Annotated in this window: 22 protein-coding genes; 17 read left to right on the top strand and 5 right to left on the bottom strand. The window is 40.0% G+C overall.

The window, feature by feature from the left end; translation table 11 throughout:
* Positions 1-75 precede the first annotated feature (75 nt).
* The 6 genes from TR08_RS32515 to TR08_RS12320 all read left to right on the top strand — a co-directional run bounded on the left by TR08_RS32515 (position 76) and on the right by TR08_RS12320 (position 7046).
* Positions 76-216 (top strand): hypothetical protein, encoded by a 141-nt coding sequence (locus tag TR08_RS32515; protein ID WP_193747728.1) that lies wholly within the window; start codon positions 76-78, stop codon positions 214-216.
* 122 nt (positions 217-338) lie between these two features.
* Entirely contained in the window at positions 339-1139 is an 801-nt protein-coding gene (locus TR08_RS12340; RefSeq protein ID WP_045518465.1) for a MurR/RpiR family transcriptional regulator, read from the top strand.
* A gap of 137 nt (positions 1140-1276) precedes the next feature.
* Positions 1277-2857 carry a PTS transporter subunit EIIC gene (locus TR08_RS12335; protein ID WP_045518464.1) on the top strand — a complete coding sequence of 527 codons (1581 nt, stop codon included), beginning with the start codon at positions 1277-1279 and terminating at the stop codon, positions 2855-2857.
* Positions 2844-4202 carry a 6-phospho-alpha-glucosidase gene (locus tag TR08_RS12330; protein WP_045518463.1) on the top strand — a complete coding sequence of 453 codons (1359 nt, stop codon included), beginning with the start codon at positions 2844-2846 and terminating at the stop codon, positions 4200-4202. Before TR08_RS12335 ends, TR08_RS12330 begins: the two co-directional genes overlap by 14 nt.
* A gap of 334 nt (positions 4203-4536) precedes the next feature.
* Positions 4537-4986 (top strand): hypothetical protein, encoded by a 450-nt coding sequence (locus TR08_RS12325; RefSeq protein WP_045518462.1) that lies wholly within the window; start codon positions 4537-4539, stop codon positions 4984-4986.
* Between the two features lie 26 nt (positions 4987-5012).
* Entirely contained in the window at positions 5013-7046 is a 2034-nt protein-coding gene (locus TR08_RS12320; protein WP_045518461.1) for a Na+/H+ antiporter, read from the top strand.
* Between the two features lie 118 nt (positions 7047-7164).
* Here the strand turns inward: TR08_RS12320 and TR08_RS12315 are convergent, their stop codons facing one another.
* A complete protein-coding gene (locus TR08_RS12315) occupies positions 7165-7842 on the bottom strand; it encodes a YdeI/OmpD-associated family protein (RefSeq protein WP_045518460.1) in 678 nt (225 codons plus the stop codon).
* A 203-nt stretch (positions 7843-8045) separates the two neighbouring features.
* On the opposite strand from TR08_RS12315, the gene TR08_RS32510 reads away from it, so the two are divergent.
* Entirely contained in the window at positions 8046-8201 is a 156-nt protein-coding gene (locus tag TR08_RS32510) for a hypothetical protein (protein WP_193747736.1), read from the top strand.
* Between the two features lie 87 nt (positions 8202-8288).
* On the opposite strand, the gene TR08_RS12310 is transcribed toward TR08_RS32510, so the two are convergent.
* Positions 8289-9206 carry an aldo/keto reductase gene (locus tag TR08_RS12310; RefSeq protein ID WP_045518459.1) on the bottom strand — a complete coding sequence of 306 codons (918 nt, stop codon included), beginning with the start codon at positions 9204-9206 and terminating at the stop codon, positions 8289-8291.
* A 584-nt stretch (positions 9207-9790) separates the two neighbouring features.
* Here TR08_RS12310 and TR08_RS12305 point away from each other — a divergent pair.
* On the top strand, positions 9791-10303 hold the full coding sequence (locus TR08_RS12305) for a DoxX family membrane protein (protein WP_045518458.1): 513 nt from the start codon (positions 9791-9793) through the stop codon (positions 10301-10303).
* Positions 10304-10432: 129 nt separating this feature from the next.
* Here TR08_RS12305 and TR08_RS12300 read toward each other — a convergent pair whose 3' ends face one another.
* From TR08_RS12300 to motA, 3 genes are read right to left on the bottom strand one after another with little or no spacing between them, the layout of a single operon-like run.
* Positions 10433-11149 (bottom strand): C39 family peptidase, encoded by a 717-nt coding sequence (locus TR08_RS12300; RefSeq protein ID WP_052427444.1) that lies wholly within the window; start codon positions 11147-11149, stop codon positions 10433-10435.
* A 31-nt stretch (positions 11150-11180) separates the two neighbouring features.
* Positions 11181-11918, bottom strand: coding sequence for a flagellar motor protein MotB (locus TR08_RS12295; protein WP_045518457.1), 738 nt, complete (start codon positions 11916-11918; stop codon positions 11181-11183).
* Positions 11915-12718, bottom strand: a complete 804-nt coding sequence (motA, locus tag TR08_RS12290) for a flagellar motor stator protein MotA (RefSeq protein WP_045518456.1) — start codon at positions 12716-12718, stop codon at positions 11915-11917. The genes TR08_RS12295 and motA overlap by 4 nt, the downstream gene beginning before the upstream one ends.
* A gap of 123 nt (positions 12719-12841) precedes the next feature.
* Between motA and TR08_RS12285 the strand changes: the two genes are divergently transcribed.
* The 9 genes from TR08_RS12285 (at position 12842) to TR08_RS12245 (ending at position 20129) form a co-directional block, all read left to right on the top strand.
* Positions 12842-13279, top strand: a complete 438-nt coding sequence (locus TR08_RS12285) for a YaaR family protein (RefSeq protein WP_045518455.1) — start codon at positions 12842-12844, stop codon at positions 13277-13279.
* A gap of 14 nt (positions 13280-13293) precedes the next feature.
* Positions 13294-14136 (top strand): flagellar hook-basal body protein, encoded by an 843-nt coding sequence (locus TR08_RS12280; RefSeq protein WP_045518454.1) that lies wholly within the window; start codon positions 13294-13296, stop codon positions 14134-14136.
* Positions 14137-14141: 5 nt separating this feature from the next.
* Positions 14142-14918, top strand: a complete 777-nt coding sequence (locus tag TR08_RS30290; protein WP_052427443.1) for a flagellar hook-basal body protein — start codon at positions 14142-14144, stop codon at positions 14916-14918.
* A gap of 133 nt (positions 14919-15051) precedes the next feature.
* The gene (flgM, locus tag TR08_RS12270) at positions 15052-15321 is read left to right on the top strand and encodes a flagellar biosynthesis anti-sigma factor FlgM (protein ID WP_045518453.1); all 270 of its coding nucleotides are present in this window, start codon (positions 15052-15054) and stop codon (positions 15319-15321) included.
* The gene (locus TR08_RS12265; protein WP_045518452.1) at positions 15314-15784 is read left to right on the top strand and encodes a flagellar protein FlgN; all 471 of its coding nucleotides are present in this window, start codon (positions 15314-15316) and stop codon (positions 15782-15784) included. The genes flgM and TR08_RS12265 overlap by 8 nt, the downstream gene beginning before the upstream one ends.
* A 12-nt stretch (positions 15785-15796) precedes the next feature.
* Positions 15797-17260, top strand: a complete 1464-nt coding sequence (gene flgK / locus TR08_RS12260; protein ID WP_045518451.1) for a flagellar hook-associated protein FlgK — start codon at positions 15797-15799, stop codon at positions 17258-17260.
* Between the two features lie 21 nt (positions 17261-17281).
* On the top strand, positions 17282-18160 hold the full coding sequence (flgL, locus tag TR08_RS12255; protein WP_045518450.1) for a flagellar hook-associated protein FlgL: 879 nt from the start codon (positions 17282-17284) through the stop codon (positions 18158-18160).
* A 104-nt stretch (positions 18161-18264) separates the two neighbouring features.
* A complete protein-coding gene (locus TR08_RS12250; RefSeq protein ID WP_045518449.1) occupies positions 18265-18765 on the top strand; it encodes a PilZ domain-containing protein in 501 nt (166 codons plus the stop codon).
* A gap of 98 nt (positions 18766-18863) precedes the next feature.
* Entirely contained in the window at positions 18864-20129 is a 1266-nt protein-coding gene (locus tag TR08_RS12245; RefSeq protein WP_045518448.1) for a flagellin N-terminal helical domain-containing protein, read from the top strand.
* The last annotated feature ends 16 nt before the right edge of the window (positions 20130-20145 follow it).

Raw genomic sequence — 20145 nt, 5'->3', positions numbered from 1 at the left:
ATTCTTGTATAATCAATGGATGGATTTTTACTAATAATACATTTTAACTAGTTAAACGTAAAAGGGGCAATAGTTGTGGCGAAAAGTATGTGGATGACACCTGAAGAATCAATGCGCAAGAAAAAAATGAAGAAAAACTTGCTATATATAATTATTATGATTGGCACGATTTTACTTAGTACGTTAGTGACAATCCTAGCAAATAAAATATCATAATAGGAATCCTAATCCATGATCCGATTAGGATTCTTTTTTTTTCGAGTGATGACTGGTTGTTATGTGAAAGGAACTAGGAGTTATAATAAGAAGAAGAAAAATTAAAGGGTTGAGGTTGGAAAATGGAAAAGTCAGAGAAGGTTTTTTTAGATTACATACATGATAAGGACTTAAATCAATCGGAAAAGGATATTCTGTCCTATCTGATCCAAAAGAAGTTTGAAAATCTGCAGCTAAGCATTCGTAAAGCGGCCGATGAACTTTTTGTTTCGACGACTTCGATTATACGAGTTTGCAAAAAACTCGGTTTTAGCGGATATAGTGAATTTACATATAATTTAGGTCTAAAAGTAACGAAAATGGTGGATTCAGAATCAGAGGCTGTTGCTAGCATACACGGACCTTACCAGGAGACCCTCGAACAATTTGGTCAGAACTTTAAGCTCACTTTTAATGCAATTGGGGAAAAGAACATTGAAGATTTCTTATATGAAATTGAGCGTAATAAAATGGTTTATTTCTATGGCGCTGGGTTTTCAATATTATTTTCAAACTATCTGGCAAAAAAACTTGAGTTATTTGGCTACTATGTTTCAAACGCCTCTACAAGCGACAGCAGGGCAATCTTTTTCAATAATATCCAAAAGTATAATCTGCTGATTATCTTTTCCCGTTCAGGTGAAACAAGTAAAGTGATTGAAAAGGTTCAAATTGCGAAGGATAAAGGTTTAAAAACGGTTCTTTTTACAGGCAATAGCAAAAGTACGACAGCACAAATGGCAGATATCGTATTCTCGGTACTCGACCCCACGATTGAGTCACAGCAGGAGTTTCAAGTGACTTCGTTTGAATCCAATGTGTTTATGTTGATTGATATTATCCTCATTTTGGCGATTAAAAGAGGGATTATGAAAGAATATTAAGCCCTCCGCTGTAACATGTTACTTTATTTGTTAACATGCTACAGAATCGCCTATTCCCCTTCCTCGACTGTAAAAACCAAGCTATACTGTGAACAGTAAATGATAGCGTTTACCTATAATAGAAAGGAAGGCTGCAAATGAAACAAGTGATAAATGGTCTCCAATTATTTGGAAAATCTTTGTTTGCACCAATTTTAATACTACCGATCATCGGACTCTTTATTGCATTTGGTAATGTGTTTGGAAATGGGAACTTAGCACAATACGTTCCATTCCTTGAAAATCCAGCTATTCAAAATGTCGGAAAGTTTATTTCATCTTCAGCTGTTTCGATATTACAAAACCTTGCACTCGTTTTTGCGGTTGGGATTCCAATCGGATTAGCGAAAAAGGATAAAGGCTATGCAGCATTAACGGGTTTAGTTACTTTCGTTATTTTTATCAATGCTATGCACCAGGTTTTAAAGCTTTCTGAGCGCTTAGTAGCTCCAGAAGCTATGCAGCTTTCTGGTCAAGCAACAGTATTAAATGTTCAAGTATTAGAAATGGGTGTTTTTGCAGGAATCTTAATTGGTGCGCTAGTCGGCGTACTGCACAATAAATATTGTGATACCGAGTTTAAAGGCGTTATGCAAATCTATTCTGGACATCGCTTTGTTGCGATTCTTGCGATTCCAAGTGCGATGATCCTAGGAGCACTTGCGGCAGAGTTTTGGCCGTTTGTCCAAGACGGTATTACTGCTTTAGCAAATGGAATCAGAAACTTAGGCGATGTTGGCTTCCTCATTTATGGTTTCTTAGAGCGAATCTTGATTCCAACGGGACTTCATCACCTAGTATATACACCGTTCTTATATACAGAGCTTGGTGGAACAGCTACGGTTGCTGGCGAAGTGGTTTATGGAGCCAGAAACATTTACTTTGCGGAAATGGCTGACCCAAGTGTGGCGGTATTAAGCAGCACCGTAAACTGGGATGCCCGCGGTTTAGCGAAAATGTTTGGTTTAATGGGTGCCGCGTTAGCGATGTACGTAACAGCGGATAAAAAGAATAAGACAATGGCAAAAGCAATTCTTTTACCTGCAGCGGTTACATCCTTCTTACTTGGTGTAACAGAGCCACTTGAGTTCGCTTTTCTTTTCACAGCACCTATCTTATTCTTCACGCATGCCGTGTTAGCAGGAATCGGAATGATGTTATTAAATATCTTTGGAGTCCATGCGATTGGTGCCAATGGTGTGATTGATTTCTTACTTTACAACCTGCCACTAGGGACAACAAAGTCAAACTGGCCGATGTTTATTTTAGTAGGATTGATCATGTTTGCTGTTTACTTCGTGGTTTTCAGAACCTTAATTTTAAAAATGAACCTCAAAACTCCTGGACGAGAAGAGGGAGTAGAGGAAGCACCAAAATCTGCACCAATTGAAGTGAAATTAAGCGCAGCGCCTGGCACAAACTCTTCTCCACTTGGAGAAACGATTGTTACAGCACTTGGCGGCAGTGAAAATATTGAAAATGTTGATAACTGTTATACACGTTTACGACTTGTGTTGAAAGATCCGAATGTGGTAGACGAACAGATGCTAAAGGAAACTGGTTCAAAAGGTGTTATTAAGTCAGGTAACAATGTTCAAGTCGTTTATGGATTGAATGTGAAGTCTGTTCGAGATCAGGTCGATCAAAAATTAGGAGGACTTAACTATGAAAACGTATAAATTAGCGATTGCAGGCGGCGGAAGCACGTATACACCAGGTATTGTGAGAAGCTTAATGGATAGATTAGAAGATTTACCTTTATCTGAAATCAGATTTTACGATATTGATGGGGAACGTCAATCAAAGGTAGTAGTTGCAGCGAAAGCTGTTATTGCTGAATACACAGATTCCATTAAAGTTATCGATACAACAGATCCAGAAACAGCATTTGATGATGTAGACTTTGTGTTTGCACAAATGCGTGTGGGTAAATATGCAATGAGAGAGCTAGATGAAAAAATTCCTCTTTCTCATAGTGTAGTAGGTCAAGAAACATGTGGTCCTGGTGGTCTTGCTTACGGACTAAGAACGATTTTTCCAATGGTTGAATTGATTGATTTCGTTGAAAAATATGCAAAGGAATCTTGCTGGATTGTGAACTACTCAAATCCTGCGTCAATCGTGGCTGAGGGTGTTCGCAAACTTCGTCCAAATGCAAAAGTCATCAATATTTGTGATATGCCAGTGGCAACGATGCGTAACATGGCCGGAATCCTTGGCGTTAATCGTGAAGACCTAGTGGTCGACTACTTTGGCTTAAATCACTTTGGCTGGTTCACAAAGGTTGAGGTGGATGGTGTTGACCGTCTTCCTGAGCTTTGTGAGCACATTAGTAAGTATGGTTTATTAACAGAAGATATTTCTAAAATTGACTATCGTCATGCGGATTCTTCTTGGATTAAGACGTTTAAAAATATTAAGCCAATTATGGATTTCTTCCCAGATTATATTCCAAATCCATACTTGCAATATTATTTACTACCAGACTACATTGTCGAGAATTCTAATAAAGAATATACTCGCGCTAATGAAGTAATGGATGGTCGTGAAAAGTCATTGTTTGAAACGGTGAGGAAGTTTGAAGAAACTGGTGTACTAGATGATGCGTTCCATGTTGGTGTTCATGGTGTCTTTATCGTTGATGTAACGGTTTCAATCGCTCAGAATCTAGCAAAACGCTACCTTGTTATGGTCGAGAATAATGGAACGATTCCTAACCTGCCAGCAGATGCAATGATTGAGGTTCCTGCGTTAATCACGAGCAAAGGTCCAGTACCTGAATATGTTGGCGAAATTCCATACTTCCACAAAGCGATGATTGACCAGCAGCTTGCTTCAGAGAAAATTTTAGTAGAAGCAATCACTGAAGGTTCTTATGAGAAAGCATTACAAGCATTCACGCTAAATAGAACGATTCCATCTGCGATTGTGGCAAAGAAAATTCTTGATGATTTAATCGAAGCAAATAAAGATTACTGGCCAACGCTTACGAAAAAGTATCAAGAAGGCGTATTGGTAAAATAGGTTTTTGAAGAAGTACACGCAGCCCGCGTGTGCTTTTTTTGTTATGGATTTTTTAAAAAGGGAAAGATTGTGCCTGAAATATGGGGTAGAGCGGAAAATCAGTCACAAAAGTTTGATGATTGTGCCCGAAAATCGAGGGGAATGAATTTTTGGTCACAATAGTGTGGTTATTGTGTCCGAAAATCTAAGGGAAATGAATATTCGGTCACAATAGTGTCGTTATTCTGCCTGAAAATCGAATGGAAACGAAAGTTCGGTAACAATAAGCCTATGAAATAATTCTAACCGTCGAAAATTACCTTTTTTGGGCAAATATAAATAAAGGGGGGATTATATGGAAGAGTTGAATTATCTAAATCCGACCGAGCTATTAGAAAAGATCTATGACACGCTTTGCTCTGAGTATGAGGATGAAGCTCATTACGATAATGAAAAGGACAAACAAGATATAGAAGTTACGAAAAAGCGTTTAACCAAGAAGGTCTTTAACGAATTTGTTGTCGATGATGAGTATTTTTTAACAATGGATTCGAAAACCTTTAAAGAGCGCTATCATTTGTATGAAAAAGACTTGCTCAAAATGATTACTGGCTGCAGCGAAAATGGAGTTCCCTATGAAAAATTCATTCGGATCATTGATGATTTATTGGCCAGTGCCAAACATAGACTTAATGCATTTGAACAGCTAAACGAAGAAATAACAAGGATAAAAGCAGAAAAGGAACAGGAAGATGAGCCAGAAGAAGTGATTAAGGAAGAAGAAACAGAGGAAGAGGAAGAATAGAATTTACTTCACAAGGGAGAGCATATATGGATTTATTGATGAGTGTTTTGTTATTGATTGTTGGTTTATTAATTTCAAATATCATTAGCCATTACATACCCTCGATTCCAACGGCCTTGACTCAAATCGGTTTTGGGATATTAATCGCACTTTTATTTCCTGATATTTCACTTGAAATCGAAACAGAGTGGTTTTTATTACTTTTTGTAGCTCCACTTTTATACAATGATGGACGGCATTTTCCACGCGAAGAATTGTGGAAGATGAGAGCCCCTATTTTTGGTAATGCCGTTATTCTAGTTCTCTTAACCACGATCGGCGGCGGGTATTTTATTCATTGGCTGATTCCGAGTATTCCTTTGGCGGCAGCGTTTGCGTTAGCTGCAATTCTTTCCCCAACGGATCCTGTAGCAGTAAATGGGATTGCGAAACGGATTCGGATTCCAGAAAAAGTATTACATCTTGTTAGAGGAGAATCACTCATCAATGATGCTTCAGGGTTGGTTGCGTTTAATTATGCCGTAGCGGCCGTGGTGACAGGTTATTTTTCGCTAATAGAGGCAGTCTTTGATTTTACCTATATGTTTTTAGCAGGGGCATTATTAGGATTCTTTCTTGGGGTACTTGTTACATGGATACGATTTATCTTACGCAAACAAGGAATTAACGATGTTACCTTCCATTCGTTACTACAGATTATGACCCCGTTCGTTATTTTTATCATTACTGAGGAGCTTTTGCATGCTTCAGGAGTGATCGCGGTGGTCGTAGCTGGTATTGTTCATGCGTTGGTGAAAGAAAGAACGGAAGCCCTATCAGCGGAGGAGCAAGTACTGACAGAAAATATCTGGTCGATTATTTTATTTGTGTTAAACGGGATTGTTTTCCTTCTATTAGGACTAAATATTCCTTTCTCAATGTTGGAGACCGTCGCCAACCCCAATTATGGAAATTGGTTAATCATTGGCTATGTGTTTGCGATTGGAATTGTTATCTTGGGAATTCGCTATTTATGGTCGTATCTTTTTTCTACATATGAGTATCACTTCGTCAAAAGTAAAGAGGTAGAAAAGCCAAACAGTAAGACTACGTTGGTCACTAGTTTAACAGGGGTTCGTGGTGCTGTGACCATGGCCGGAGTCCTTTCGATTCCATATGTCATTATGAGTGGAGCGGTGTTTCCAGAGCGGTCCTTGATTCTTTTTATAGCAGCAGGTGTGATTTTGTTTACCTTACTAGCTGCAACGGTATTTTTACCGCTATTAAGTAAGGAAGAAGAAGTCGTGGGAGAATTAGAGGATGAGATAGATATAAATGAAGCTAAGAAAAAGCTTATGCTATCCGCGATTAAAAAACTCCACCTCGAAATGAATGAGGAAAACGAAGCAGTAGCGTATGAACTCATTGGGGAGTATAAGATGATGTTTCAGCGGTTTAAACCAGAACCTACTTCGGATGAACGAGACACCGATCACTATCAACAAAAATTGAGGGAAATCCGATTACTTGCGTTAAAAGCAGAGCGAAGATATATCCACGAAGAAATGGATAAAGGCGGCATGGATCAAAATGTGTTTGAGTCATTCGAAAAGGCCCTTGACCACCGGGAAGAGGCACTCTCGAACAATGCTCAATTTGGATTTCTGTATCTAATTGGGAAAATGATCAGAGGCTGGAAAAAGTTCAGAGGTCAGTATCCTCGGGACAGGGAGACTAGAATTGCAAAATTGAGGATAGGACAGCACATTCAATTAAAAGCATTGCAGGCTGCCCTTCATAGTTTAGAAAAATATGCAAAAGATCATGAAAGAGCAGAAATGGTTAATATAGTGATTTTAGATTACAAACGAATGCTCAATCGCCTAAAAACCCCAACCGCCGAATTCAACGAAAAAAGAGAAGAACAAAAAGAAGAACTGCGTCTCAAAGTCATGGACATCGAACGAGCCCAAATCCGCAGCATGTACGAATCAGGTGAAATCAACCGAGACCAAGCAAAAGAACTGCGCAGATTCATCAACTACAGCGAAAGCATCACCCTGCACGAACACGTAGAATAAGCATTGAAAAATATACAGTGATGTATAAATGGATGAAACTCCGTTTCATCCTCGGTGCCTGTCACCACTCGTGGATACTGTCCACGGGCTGTGACAGGCACCAAATATTGCCCCCAACTTATTTCTTCCTTCTATATAAATCCATTGTTTTATAGCCCTGGGATAGGATGGTTTCCATTTCGAGGAGGCGTTTTTCCTGGGTTTCTTTTCTTTTTGCACTGTATACATAACGTGCCCAGTCTTTTTGGTAGCCTGGTGTTAGTTGGTTGTATATTTTTAGTACATCCTTATTTTTATCCAAGTAATTTCTGATATCTTCAACGTTGTCGATATAGTCATCCACACATTGGCTGTTTTTTGTGCTTGCTGTTTTTAGTGTTTTCTTTGGTACCGACTTCAAGCCAATAACTGTGAATACCTCATTGAAGCTAACCATGCGGGAAAACTTTAAACTGCTTCCACGATAATAGCCTTCCTCATCATAATGTTTTTCGGTATAAATGCTGTCACGCTCTATGTATTCCGTATATTTTGGATTACCTTTCTTTGGATAGGCGAAGTAGATATAGCCGTTTTTCGTTACTAGTTGCTTTTCTACTGCTTCCTGTAAGTACGTTTGAAAATCTTCTAATTTAAAAATAAAGATAAAAATAAGGTCATATTGAGCCTTTTTAATAGAAGAGTCATAATCTAACGTCTTAAACTCTTCAATATCTTCAGGAACATTAAGAATAAATTTTGATGGATACTTACTGAAATTTAATTTCTCAATGACACTTTTTGATGAATTTATCATAAATCCTCCCCCTTTTCCTATTTTCATTTTATCCTTGGAAAATAAGCTTTTCAACTTGAAATACGTAAAATGATGCACATGGTGACAGGCACCGCTCGTGGACACTGTCCGCCCCATATGGACAGTTTCACATCTGAAAACATGCTTTCGTCATATTGCTGATTAATCTGGAAAGGCTAAGAATAAAAGGTGGTTTGATTGGAATGAAGGTGAAAAGGTTATTATTGATGTTACTTTTAAGTGGATATCTTTTCTCTTTAACGGGTTGTGGGAATGATGAGGATACTGAAGAAGGGGAGAAGATTGAAGATGTGGAAGAAGAGGATGAAATCGGTGATGGCGAGGTTGATGATGAATAAAAATTAGGGTTTATACCCTATTGTGACATCATCAAAAAAAGAAGGAGCGCCTGTTATCAAGCACTCCTTTGCAGTAAACTAGTATTATTATGGCAAAATATTCCCTGCAGCACGATAGATTTCATACCACTCTTCGCGTGTAAGATAGATCTCACTTGCTTTACTGCATTCCTTCAATCTGTCCACATTCATCGTACCAATAACTGGCTGCATTTTGGCTGGATGACGTAACAGCCACGCAATCGCGATTGTGGTATTGCTCACTTCATACTTTGCCGCAATTTCATCAATCTTCTGATTCAACTCTGGGAACTTCTCGTTTCCTAAGAACACACCTTCAAAGAATCCGTATTGAAAAGGTGACCATGGCTGAATGGTGATATCATTCAGTCTACAAAAATCGAGTACACTGCCATCTCGATTAATCGCTGAGTCATTCTCCATGTTCACATTCATACCATTTGAAATCATATTGGCGTTCGTGATACTTAATTGCAGCTGGTTGGCTACAATTGGCTGCTTCACAAATTTCTGCAGAAGTTGAATTTGCAGCGGATTTTGGTTGGAAACACCAAAATGGCGCACTTTTCCCGCGCTTTCAAGAATATCAAATGCCTCCGCCACTTCTTCAGGCTCCATTAGTGCATCCGGACGGTGTAGGAGCAGAGTATCCAAATACTCGGTGTTTAGCCGTTTCAAAATTCCATCAACGGAATGTAAAATATGCTCTTTTGAAAAATCAAACATCCCCTTGCGAATGCCGCATTTTGATTGCAGGATGATTTTTTCACGAATATCCGCATTCATATGTATGGCGTCGGCGAATATTTCCTCAGATAATCCATCCCCGTAAATATCAGCATGGTCGAAAAAATTTGCCCCCTCCTCTAACGCTGTTTGGATAAAGTTTTCCGCTTCCTTCTTTTCCAGTGAATTCATACGCATGCAGCCAACCGCTACGACAGGCACCTTTAATGTGCTGGCTCCTAGTTTCATCGTTCTCATTTTGTACGTCCTCCTCTAATAAAAATTCAACATCATACCTATTTTGACACATAGATATCCTAGTATCAAAAATTAATGATGGGTTTTCCTGACACTAAAAAAAATCTCCATTTTTTATCGGAAATCATTCTGCTACTAGATAACTAACGATTGTATAGGAAGTCCTTCCTATTGGAAAAGGGAATCATTGGGTGAATTAAAAGTAAATGCAAGGCTGGAAACCAATATGGGTGGTTTCCTGCTTTTTTGTGCAGAGGAAGTGACCGAAGTGTGAAAAGAAGAGGTAGTAGGATCACTCCAGCTCAAATCAAATGTTTATCTAAAAAAACTGATACTGTTTTTGACCGTATTCTCTGCAATTTTGTTTAATATTCCTTTGTACTATAGAGGATGGACTCCTATTTAATCAAACGTTTATGTAATAGGAGTATTTGTTGAAATATGTCTATTACAGCGCTGTTCAAACTTCTGTCAAATCATTTTGAACACATTGTGAAAATATTCACATTATCATGTTTTAAATGTTAGAAACGAGTATAGTGTAAGTATAAAGAACAAACAAATTTTGAAAGGCGGAAAGCTTTATGTTTAATAAATTTTTAAGAGAAAATAAGATCTCTGCTGCCATTTTAACCGTTATTCGTTTATATCTTGGATACTCTTGGTTCACAGCAGGTTTAGGAAAGTTAACAGGCGGCGGGTTCGACGCTTCTGGTTTCCTGAATGGAGCTATTGCAAAACCAGTAACAGGTCCGGATGGAAACATGGTTTATGGTTGGTATGTTAACTTCTTAGAAAGCTTTGCACTGCCAAACATTGATGTATTTAACTTCATCGTTCCTTGGGGCGAAACATTAATCGGTTTAGGGCTTCTACTAGGATGTTTAACAACAGCAGCGATGTTCTTCGGTCTAGTGATGAACTTCTCTTTCTTCCTAGCAGGAACAGTATCTCATAACCCAACAGACATTTTCTTAGGCTTCATCATCTTAACAGCAGGTTACAACGCAGGCAGATATGGTTTAGACCGCTGGGTGGTACCATTCATTCGTAAAACAACAAAGACGTATACGGAAAAAAATAAAGCAGCAGCCTAACTAGTAGGTACAAAAAGACGATTCGTTCCCCCCGAATCGTCTTTTTTTGTATAATCATGGGTGACAGGCACCGCCCGTGGACACTGTCCACCTGAGGCGGACAGCCTTTATTGGGAGATTTCAGCCGACTTATTTACGTTCAATAACGATTGCTTGTGAGCCCATTTGCTCCCATGAGGCGATGAATTTTTCTCTGTCTACTTTTTTGTTTTTTGTTCCATAGGGATCGTTAAGATAGATGTATTCTTGATCGTAGCCGGTGATGACGACGCTGTGCATTTTATACGTAATCCCAACGGTCCCTTGTGGAGTAGACCATGTTTCGAAATCTGGTATGGGTGAAAAGCTGCTGGTGGTAATGACCCAAACAGGCAGACCTTGACTTACTTTTTTCAGAATGGAGGAAAAGGGATGGTTTGATAGATTTTGAACCATCAATTGTTCACTAATATGTTTATTAGCCAAATAAAAAATAGGTCCCTGGTAGACACCTAATCCAGGACCATCTTCCATATTGCCGACAAATCCCATATTGGGATTTCCTTTTTTCCCATCCCCATATTGGAGAGGGACACGTGGGATTTGTTCCGCTAGTTTATTTTTCGTTACATCGATTCCCCAATATTGAAGTAACATCGCAAGGCTTGTTACTTCGCAGCCATTGTATAACCGTGGTGAATCCATTTGATTGAGTAAAGGTACATCTAATTGGATTTCCTCTGCCAACACCACTTTTGTGAAGGGAGTAGCAACTGCTTTTTCTTCGTTACGTCCTGTACCTACGTCTGCCAATATAGAAAAACACAAAATAATTAAACTAAAACCACATATAACAACCTTTTTCACAGCTGCATACTCCTCCAGTCGCGGAAAATTTTTAACTGCTTCGTAAAATCACAACAGTCACACGCCGATTTGACTGGCGGTTTTCATCCGAGTCATTTGGATAAAGAGGCTGATATTCTCCAAATCCTGAAAATTGCAGGCGATTTGCTTGGACATTTTGTGACTCAAAGTAGTGGAGAACGCTGGCCGCCCGAGCTGCAGACAATTCCCAATTGGAAGAATAGATTGTATTGTGTGCCGGAACATTGTCGGTATGCCCCTCGATGCTAATTGGATTGGGAACGGTATTTATCAGGCCGACGAGCCCGTTTAAGGTTTGATAGGAGCGTTCCTTTAAATCAGCTCTTCCAGAATCAAATAACACCACATCCTTTAAAGATACTTCAATTCCCTTTTCCGTTTCTTGGAGAGAGACCATATCCTGCAGGCTATTGTTATTGATATAGCTTTCGAGCTGTTGCCTCAATACATCCAGTTCTTTGTCATTAGTTTCTCCTTTTACTTCTTCTTCTAGCAATCCCACTTCCGGTTGTGGAGATGAAGGGTTCGGCGATAGACCCGCTTGTTGATTGTCAATTTTTGTCCCCGTTAATTCAGATTGAAAGGATTCCATGATGGATTGATATTTTTCTTTGTCAACGGTACTGGCTGCATATAGGACGATAAATAGTGCTAATAACAGCGTTAAAAGGTCGGCATATGGAATCAGCCAGGATTCATCTACATGTTCATCGTGGTCAGAATTAAAGGCTCTTTTCCGTTTTCTCATGCCGATTTCTCCTCGTAATGATCATCTTCTTCAAGTTGTTTTTCTACTTTAACGCGTTCAGACGGAGGAATATGAACCGTCAGCTTTTTCTCCAAGGCACTTGGTAAAACTCCCTGATAGATAGAGAGCAGCCCTTCAATGATAATCAACTTTAATTCTTGCTCTTGTTTGGAAAGTCTCTTTAATTTGTTCGCTACTGGATGCCATAATACATAACCGGAAAAAATCCCAAGCAAGGTAGCAATGAAAGCAGCTGAAATCGAATGACCGATTTTTTCTATTTCGGATAATGAGCCGAGTGCAGCAATTAGACCAACTACGGCCCCAAGTACACCAAGTGTCGGAGCATAAGTGCCAGCTTGGGTAAAAATAAGGGCGCCTGTTTTATGACGTTGCTCGATTGCCTCGACTTCATCGAATAACACTTCCTCAATAAAATCCACATCATAGCCGTCGATGATCATTTCGAGCCCCTTTTTAAAAAAAGGATCGTCTGTTGATTCAGCAATTTCCTCTAAAGCTAGAAAACCCTCTTTTTTGGCCATTTCCGCACATTCTATTAATCTAGCAATCTGTTCAGCTTTCGAAGGAAGTTTCGGTTCAAACAGGGCGATTTTTAACAGTTTCGGAAATTTTTTAATTTCTCGAAACGGAAAGGCAATCATCACCGCAGCGGCCGTCCCGCCAAAAATAATCAGATAGGCCGCTGGATTGTTTAAGGATGCGAGGGGTGCGCCCTTTAATATCATCCCTGCACCTATCATGAGGAGTGCCAATAAAATTCCAAAAATACTAGACATAAATTTCTCCTTTAGTTTATCTTTAATTTAGTTTTAATAAATTGCATTCTACGTGAAACGGAAAAATTCACCGTTTTCTTTTTTGAAAAAATGATGTTAACCATTCATGAAAGGGGAATCCGTTTGAAGATCCAACAAAGTCAAGCTATCAGTCAGGATCGCTTTATTCCTGTGCGGGAGAAAGGGAAAGAATCCTCTTCTTTTCAACAAATTTTTCAGGAAACACAATTTGATTTAACGCAGGATCGTTTGCAAACTCTTCTCAAAGATCTGGATCAAAACGGTAATCGGTTAAGTACTTCTCAATCTGTAAAAGATTTACTGGCGTATAAACAAAGCATTCAAGATTTTTTAAAAGAAGTCGTTCAAAATGGTTACTCCATAGAAGAGTATCGGTCATTTCACTCCAATGGTAGAGATAAAAGGCTAAAATTAATTAAACAAATTGACCAACAGTTGATCAAACTTTCGGAGCAGGTGATGGAAAAACAAACTAGTTCAGTTGACCTTTTGAAGACTATCGGTGAAATTAAAGGACTATTAGTAAACTTATACATGTAGAGAGGAGCACGACTATGCTTAGAGGAATGGATACCGCTGCATCAGGGATGATCGCGTTGCAAAGAAGACAAAATGCGCTTACGAATAATCTGGCTAATGTTGAAACCCCAGGTTTTAAACAGGATTCAAGTCCGCTGCGTTCCTTCCCGGAAATGTTACTAGAACGCATTCGTCAATCAGAAATTTCGGTAGAAGCGCCAAAAATCGGTACATTGTCCATGGGGGTGTATAATCAAGAAACCATACCGCTCTTTTCGCAGGGGAGTCTGGTGAACAGCAACATGCCTTTTGATGTCGCGATTAATGACCAAGCGCTGCCCCCCATTTTAGAAAACGGAGAATACATAAAGCCAGCTGCCTTTTTTGCCGTACAAACGGCTGATGGCAGTTTCCAATTTACTCGAAACGGAAGGTTTTCAGTCAATGAAAACGGACAGCTGATGACCTCATCCGGAGATTTGGTGTTAGGAAAAAATGGCAGACCGATATCGGACCAAGAATTGACTTCTGGAAATGTGTCAATCCAAAATAATGGGGATATTATTGTAAACCCTGATGACCCAGTACGTGCACGAACCGTTGCCTCACTTGGAATCATGGTGGTCAATAACCCGAATCAATTAGTTAAAAAAGATAATGGTCTTTATGAGCTCGAGGGGACAGCTCCAGCTATGCTTGCACAGACTCTTCCTGCAGGTTTGCAGCTGCATCATAAAATGATCGAGCAATCGAACGTTGATACATCTAAAACGATTACCGAAATGATGACAAATATTCGGTTGTATGAGGCGAATCAAAAAGTACTTCAGGCCTACGATAAAACACTAGAACAATTAAACACGATTGGAAGGGTATAAAAGCTATGAATACATCTTTATTTATTGCTTCGTCTGGTGTTCGCGCCTACCAAGGGAAGTTAGATACCATCGCCAATAATATTTCGAATGTGGAATCAACAGGTTTTAAGCGCAGAGAAGCCGCTTTTTCTGAAAACCTTACCGTCTCGATTCAAAACCAAACCGAACCGCAAAGGGAGATTGGCCGCCTATCTCCGCCTGGCATTCGAACCACCTTTGGATCGCGAATCGCCGGAACACCATTGGATCTTACTCAAGGTGCACCTAAGCAAACGGATCAACCATTTGATTTCATGGTCGAAGGAAACGGTTATTTTCAAGTACAAAGAATGACTGGTACGACTTCAGAAATTTTGTACTCGAGAGGTGGAGCCTTTCAGCAATCTCCGGTTGGCGGGGGGCGATATCAGCTGGTAAACGCCCACGGAGACGTGCTGCTTGATCAAAATCGAAATCCAATTGAATGGAGCGCGGACAATGAATTTGTGGTGGCCAGCGACGGAACCATTATGGGGACAAACCAGCAAATCAGTGTGGTCGACTTCACCAATCCACAGCTGTTAAAGGATGATGGCGGGGTTTACCGAATAACGGGGGGAGCCGTAAGGGCTGTAGATTCTAATTTTCAAATCAGACAAGGATATTTAGAATCGTCTAACGTGGATTTGAATCAGGAAATGACTGATATGATCAAAGCGCAAAGAGGCTATCAAGCTAATGCCCGCGCGCTCAGCTATGCGGATCAGATGATGGGAATCGCGAATGGGATCATGAGGTCATAACGGAATTTATACCAATCAAGCGGCGGCGTTCATGCTGCCGTTTCTTTTTTTGAAAAAAATGAGAAAAACTCTAAACATTAAACGATAAACTGCCGATACAAAAAGTATGGATAGAGTAAAAAGGAGCGGACCTATGAAAATTAATCCCTTAAATCGAATCTATACTGTTTATCAAGCCTACCAAAAACAACAACAACCGAACCGAGCAGAAGCAACGAAACAGTCTCAAACGGAAATGGTAGAACTATCGAGCGAAGCACAACTGCAAATTCAAAAAGAAAAAGATGCAAAAATAGAGCAATTGAAAAATCAAATTGCCAATGGCACATACAAAGTAGATAGTGAAAAGTTAGCGGATAAATTACTCTCAGCTTGGAAGTCAGGTGCAAAAATCGATGAATAGCCTCACGGAAGTTTTGCAGATGTTAACCGACCTGCATATCACATTATTAGAAACCGCAAAGAAAAAGCAGGAAATCTTAATTTCTGCAGAAATCAATCCGCTGCTTGCTGTCATGGCGGATGAATCCAAGCTCATCAAAAAAATTAAAGAAGCAGATGAGCTGAGAATGGAAGTATTAGAGCACGACAAGTCCTATCTTCCCCTTTCGAAGTTAATTGAACAACAGCCTGACGGAGTGACAAAAGCTGAGTGGACGTCGAAATTGAAATTACTTCAGCGTCTATTTGAAGAAATTGATAAAGTAAACAAACTTAATCAGCAATTGATTCAGCAGTCTTTAACCTATACACAATTCATGATTGAGCAAATGATACCGCAATCAAAGGATTCGGGTCTATATAGTTCAGAAGCGGAAGCCCAAGATTCAAGAGAATATGCTCGTTTGTTTGATTTAAATGCATAGGGGAGAAAAAAGATGTACTCAACCTTTCATGGGTTAGAAATCGGAAAAAGAGCGATTTTATCCCAACAAACCGCACTAAGCACAACGGGGCATAACATTGCCAATGCGAATACAATTGGTTATACGAGACAGGAAGCCGTTTTACGGGCAACACATCCGTTAGCCTCTCCGAATCCTAATAACGGGACAATTCCGATGCAGATGGGAACAGGCGTTGAGGTATCGGAGTTTCGACGGATTCGCGAATCGTATTTAGACCGTCAATTTCAGAATGAACAGAAAGAGGCTGGATATTGGGAAGGAAAGGCAAGTGCTCTTTCCAACATCGAAAATGTCTTCAACGAACTAGGAGATTCAGGTCTAACTAGTTCGCTTAACCGTTTCTGGCAGGGCTTGCAGGAGCTTTCCAAGCAGCCGGAAAATCTATCGGCCCGCGTGGTCGTGGTCGCGAACGGCAAAGAACTGGCCGGTCAACTCAATGAAATCTATACCGGCCTTGAGCAAAACGAAACATTCCTGGCCGATCAGATTCAAGGAAAAACCAATGAAATCAATACCATCGCAAACGAGGTGGCTGGGTTAAACTTGAAAATTGCCCAAAACATTGGCGCCGGCACACAGCCGAATGATTTGATGGACCGACGAGATGTACTGCTGGATCAACTTTCAAAGATGGTCGATATTCAAGTAACACCAGCACAAAATGGCAGGGTGGATGTTTCAATCGGCGGTGAAAAGCTGGTGGAGGGGAACAATGCCAGCCCATTTACTTTGGATCTGCAAACTGGCGGGGCAAAAATCGCAGGAACGGATATCGAATTAGCAGGCGGGGAAATCAAGGGATTGCTAGAAACCCATGGGTATACGGTCAACGGGACAACAGTTGGAAGCATCCCAGATTTACGAGCAAAAATCGACCTATTAGCGGTGACCATTGCTGACAGCATTAACGCCATTCATGCAGGGGATGAGGCGAGGAATTTAGATGATATCCAAGCGAGAAGTATAGATCCGAGTGCGCCTTTAGAAAAACTTCTGTTTTTTGTTGATAAAGATGATCCAACCCAGCCGCCAAAAAATGCAGGAAGTATGATGATTAACCCGATGCTGGTAGAATTTCCATCAAAGGTAGCGGCGGCTTCTTCGGATACGATTGGGGATGGCTCGAATGCGAAAGCGATGAGTGAGGCTCTTATTCAAAAAATTAATATTGGAGGAACGGATGCAACCATCGGTGATTTTTTCAAAGGGATCATCGGTCAATTAGGAACGGACGTTAAAACTGCGCAGTTGTCCGCTGAAAATGCTACCAAGATGGTGGAGCAGGTGGACCATCGACGACAGTCAGTATCTGGGGTATCAATTGATGAAGAATTGACGAATATGGTTCGCTATCAACAGGCATACAATGCGGCTGCCAGCTATGTGTCAGCAGTGAACGACATGTTAAATACATTGATTAACGGAATGAAATAAAATCATGAAAGGAGGAGAAGGATGCGAGTTACACACCAAATGGTAAGTCAGCAATTTATCAACCAATTAAATCGGAACAATAAGGCAATGGAGACTCTTCAAGGGCAAATTACTTCCGGGAAAAAATTCGAAAGAGTATCGGATAGTCCCAGTGCAGTCTTACAAGGGTTAACCCATCGCTCCTCTTTGGCACAAGTCGAACAATATCAAAAAAACGCTCAAGATGGAATTGATTGGAGTACGGCAATCGACGGTGCCCTTGGGAATGTTACCGACGTTCTTCATCGAATTCGCGAACTGACGGTCGAGGCCAGTAATGATTCGAACAATGAGAGTGACCGAAAAACATTCGCTGTTGAAATTCGCTCATTATTAGACCAGGCAGGGAATATTGCGAATACTGCTTATGGCAGCGGCTACCTCTTTTCAGGAACGGACCTAAATACCCAGCCCTATCAAGACGGTACATTACAACAGACCAATGAAAACGGAAAAGAGTGGACAATTGGTAAAGGAATCAGCGTAACTGGTAACGTTAATGCGGCCTCTGTATTTGGTTTTTCCGTAGACGGGAAAAATTTATTTGAAACGATGGATGCCCTTGCCCAATCATTAGAGAACGGTGAAAATCCAGGCTCACATTTGAATTCGATTGATCAACAACTAGAACACGTCATCACCCAACGAACAATCGTCGGCACCAATCAAAATATGCTGGAGCTGGCTGCCAATAATTTGGATCAAACCCATTTATTAAATCAAAAGATGCTTTCTAATACAGAAGATACGGATATCGCCAAAGCATTTACTGAGATGACTCTGCAAGAAACTGCCCTTAAAGCTGCACTATCTGCTGGAAGTAAGATGATGCAGATTAGTCTAGTAGACTTTTTAAGATAGTCATAGTTTTACGTGTTCCCCATCTTAAAAATAAGGTGGGGATGTCTTGTTTTATTAAAAGGCAATGATCAACATCTACATTAGAAAAGATATGAGGGAATAACATGGAAGAGTTCCAGTTCAATATTTTATTAGCAGTGGCAATGGTGGTCCTAGTTTCTTTTATCTTTTATTTAGTTATCCATAAAAGGGAAACAATAAAAAGAAATTCCAAAAAAGTGGAGGAAAAGCAGGTAAATCGGAGAGATAATTTTAGACTCCGAATAAATATGAAAGATTCACTACTGGAAGTTCTCAAAGTAGGAAGTATCAATGTTAATCAGCATGATTATTGTGAAATAGTGGATATAAGTGCAGGTGGAGTTGGAATTATTTCTTATCTTGATTTCACTTTAAAACAAAACGTATATGTAAGGGTTCATTTTTACCTCAATGAAGAGGCTTTTTCATTAAATGGGCGAATCGTTCGGAAAATCGAAAGAATTAATAGAAACAGTTTTTTATACGGCATACAATTTCTAAATCTATCAACTAAAGATGAAAACCGATTGATTAAAGAAATCGTTGCATTGGAAAACCAGAGAAGAAAAATGTCCCTTAAATAAAAAAGTTTTTTAGTTTTCCCCTCTACACCCACCTAACTCCTGTCGATACATAAAAGCAGAGAGGGAAATTATTCCTCAAAAATAGGAGGGCACATAAAATGAGAATTAACACAAACGTAGCAGCACTCAACACACATCGTCAATTAAATGCTGGATCCAATGCAGCAGCGAAAAACATGGAAAGATTATCATCTGGTCTTCGTATTAACCGTGCAAGTGACGATGCAGCAGGTCTAGCAATCTCTGAAAAAATGCGTGGTCAAATCCGCGGACTAGAAGTGGCACAGAAGAACGCACAAAATGGTGTTTCTTTACTTCAAACGGCTGAAGGTGCTTTAAATGAAACACATTCAATTTTACAACGTATGCGTGAACTATCTGTTCAATCTGCCAACGATACCAACACATCTTCTGACCGTGTAAAACTTCAAGCAGAAATTGACACACTAGCTGAAGAAGTTGGCCGTATCGGTTCAACTGCAGAATTTAATGGAAAAAAATTATTAAATGGTTCCTTTGACGGTACATTCCAAATTGGTGCAAACCAAGACCAAAACATGAGCCTTCAGATTGGTGATGCCCAGTCATTCAGCCTAGGTGTTGCAGGTAAGGTTGGAATAGAACAATCTAGCACGGTTACTGCTGGCCCTACGACAGGGGATACATTAAAGGCTGGAACTTACAGTGTTTCTCAAAATGGAGCCACTTATGAAGTAAAAGACGAAAATGGAAAAGTGGTAGCCTCAAGTGCGGATGGCTTAACATATACTACCAAAGCGTTTGATGGAACAGCTGGAGATGATACCTTTACATTTAGCCAATCCGTTAAATCTGGTACGTTAAGCTACGATGGTACAAATGTGAAAGCAACTGCACAATTCGTTAATAGCGGACTTGAAGCAGGTTCTTATAAATTCGATGCAACAGATAATGTTCTTCTAGATACACACGGGGAAGTAGTAGCACGTACAACTGATGGAATTGCATTCAAGGGAGCTGACGGTTCGACAGTATTTTCAGCAACTGTAGCATTAACCGATGGAGATGCACTTAAAGTTGGTGGTGCAGACGTTTCAACACAAGCTGCAGCTAACACATCGATCACAGCGATTAACACAGCAATTGAAACTGTTGCTGCTGAGCGTTCTAAAATGGGTGCGGTGCAAAACAGACTTGAATTTACAAACAACAGCTTAAGTACAACGGCTGAAAACTTAACATCTGCTGAGTCACGTATTCGTGATGTTGATATGGCAAAAGAAATGATGACATTCACAAAGAATAATATTCTTTCTCAAGCAGCTCAAGCAATGCTTGCTCAAGCGAATCAACAGCCACAAGCAGTACTTCAATTACTTCGTTAATATCTAAAAAAGAGAT

The organism is Neobacillus niacini, from assembly GCF_000759675.1.
In the GTDB taxonomy this organism is placed as follows: domain Bacteria; phylum Bacillota; class Bacilli; order Bacillales; family Cytobacillaceae; genus Neobacillus; species Neobacillus niacini_A.
The sequence above is the reverse complement of the archived record's forward strand: the minus strand, read 5'-3'. Positions and strand labels throughout refer to the sequence as shown.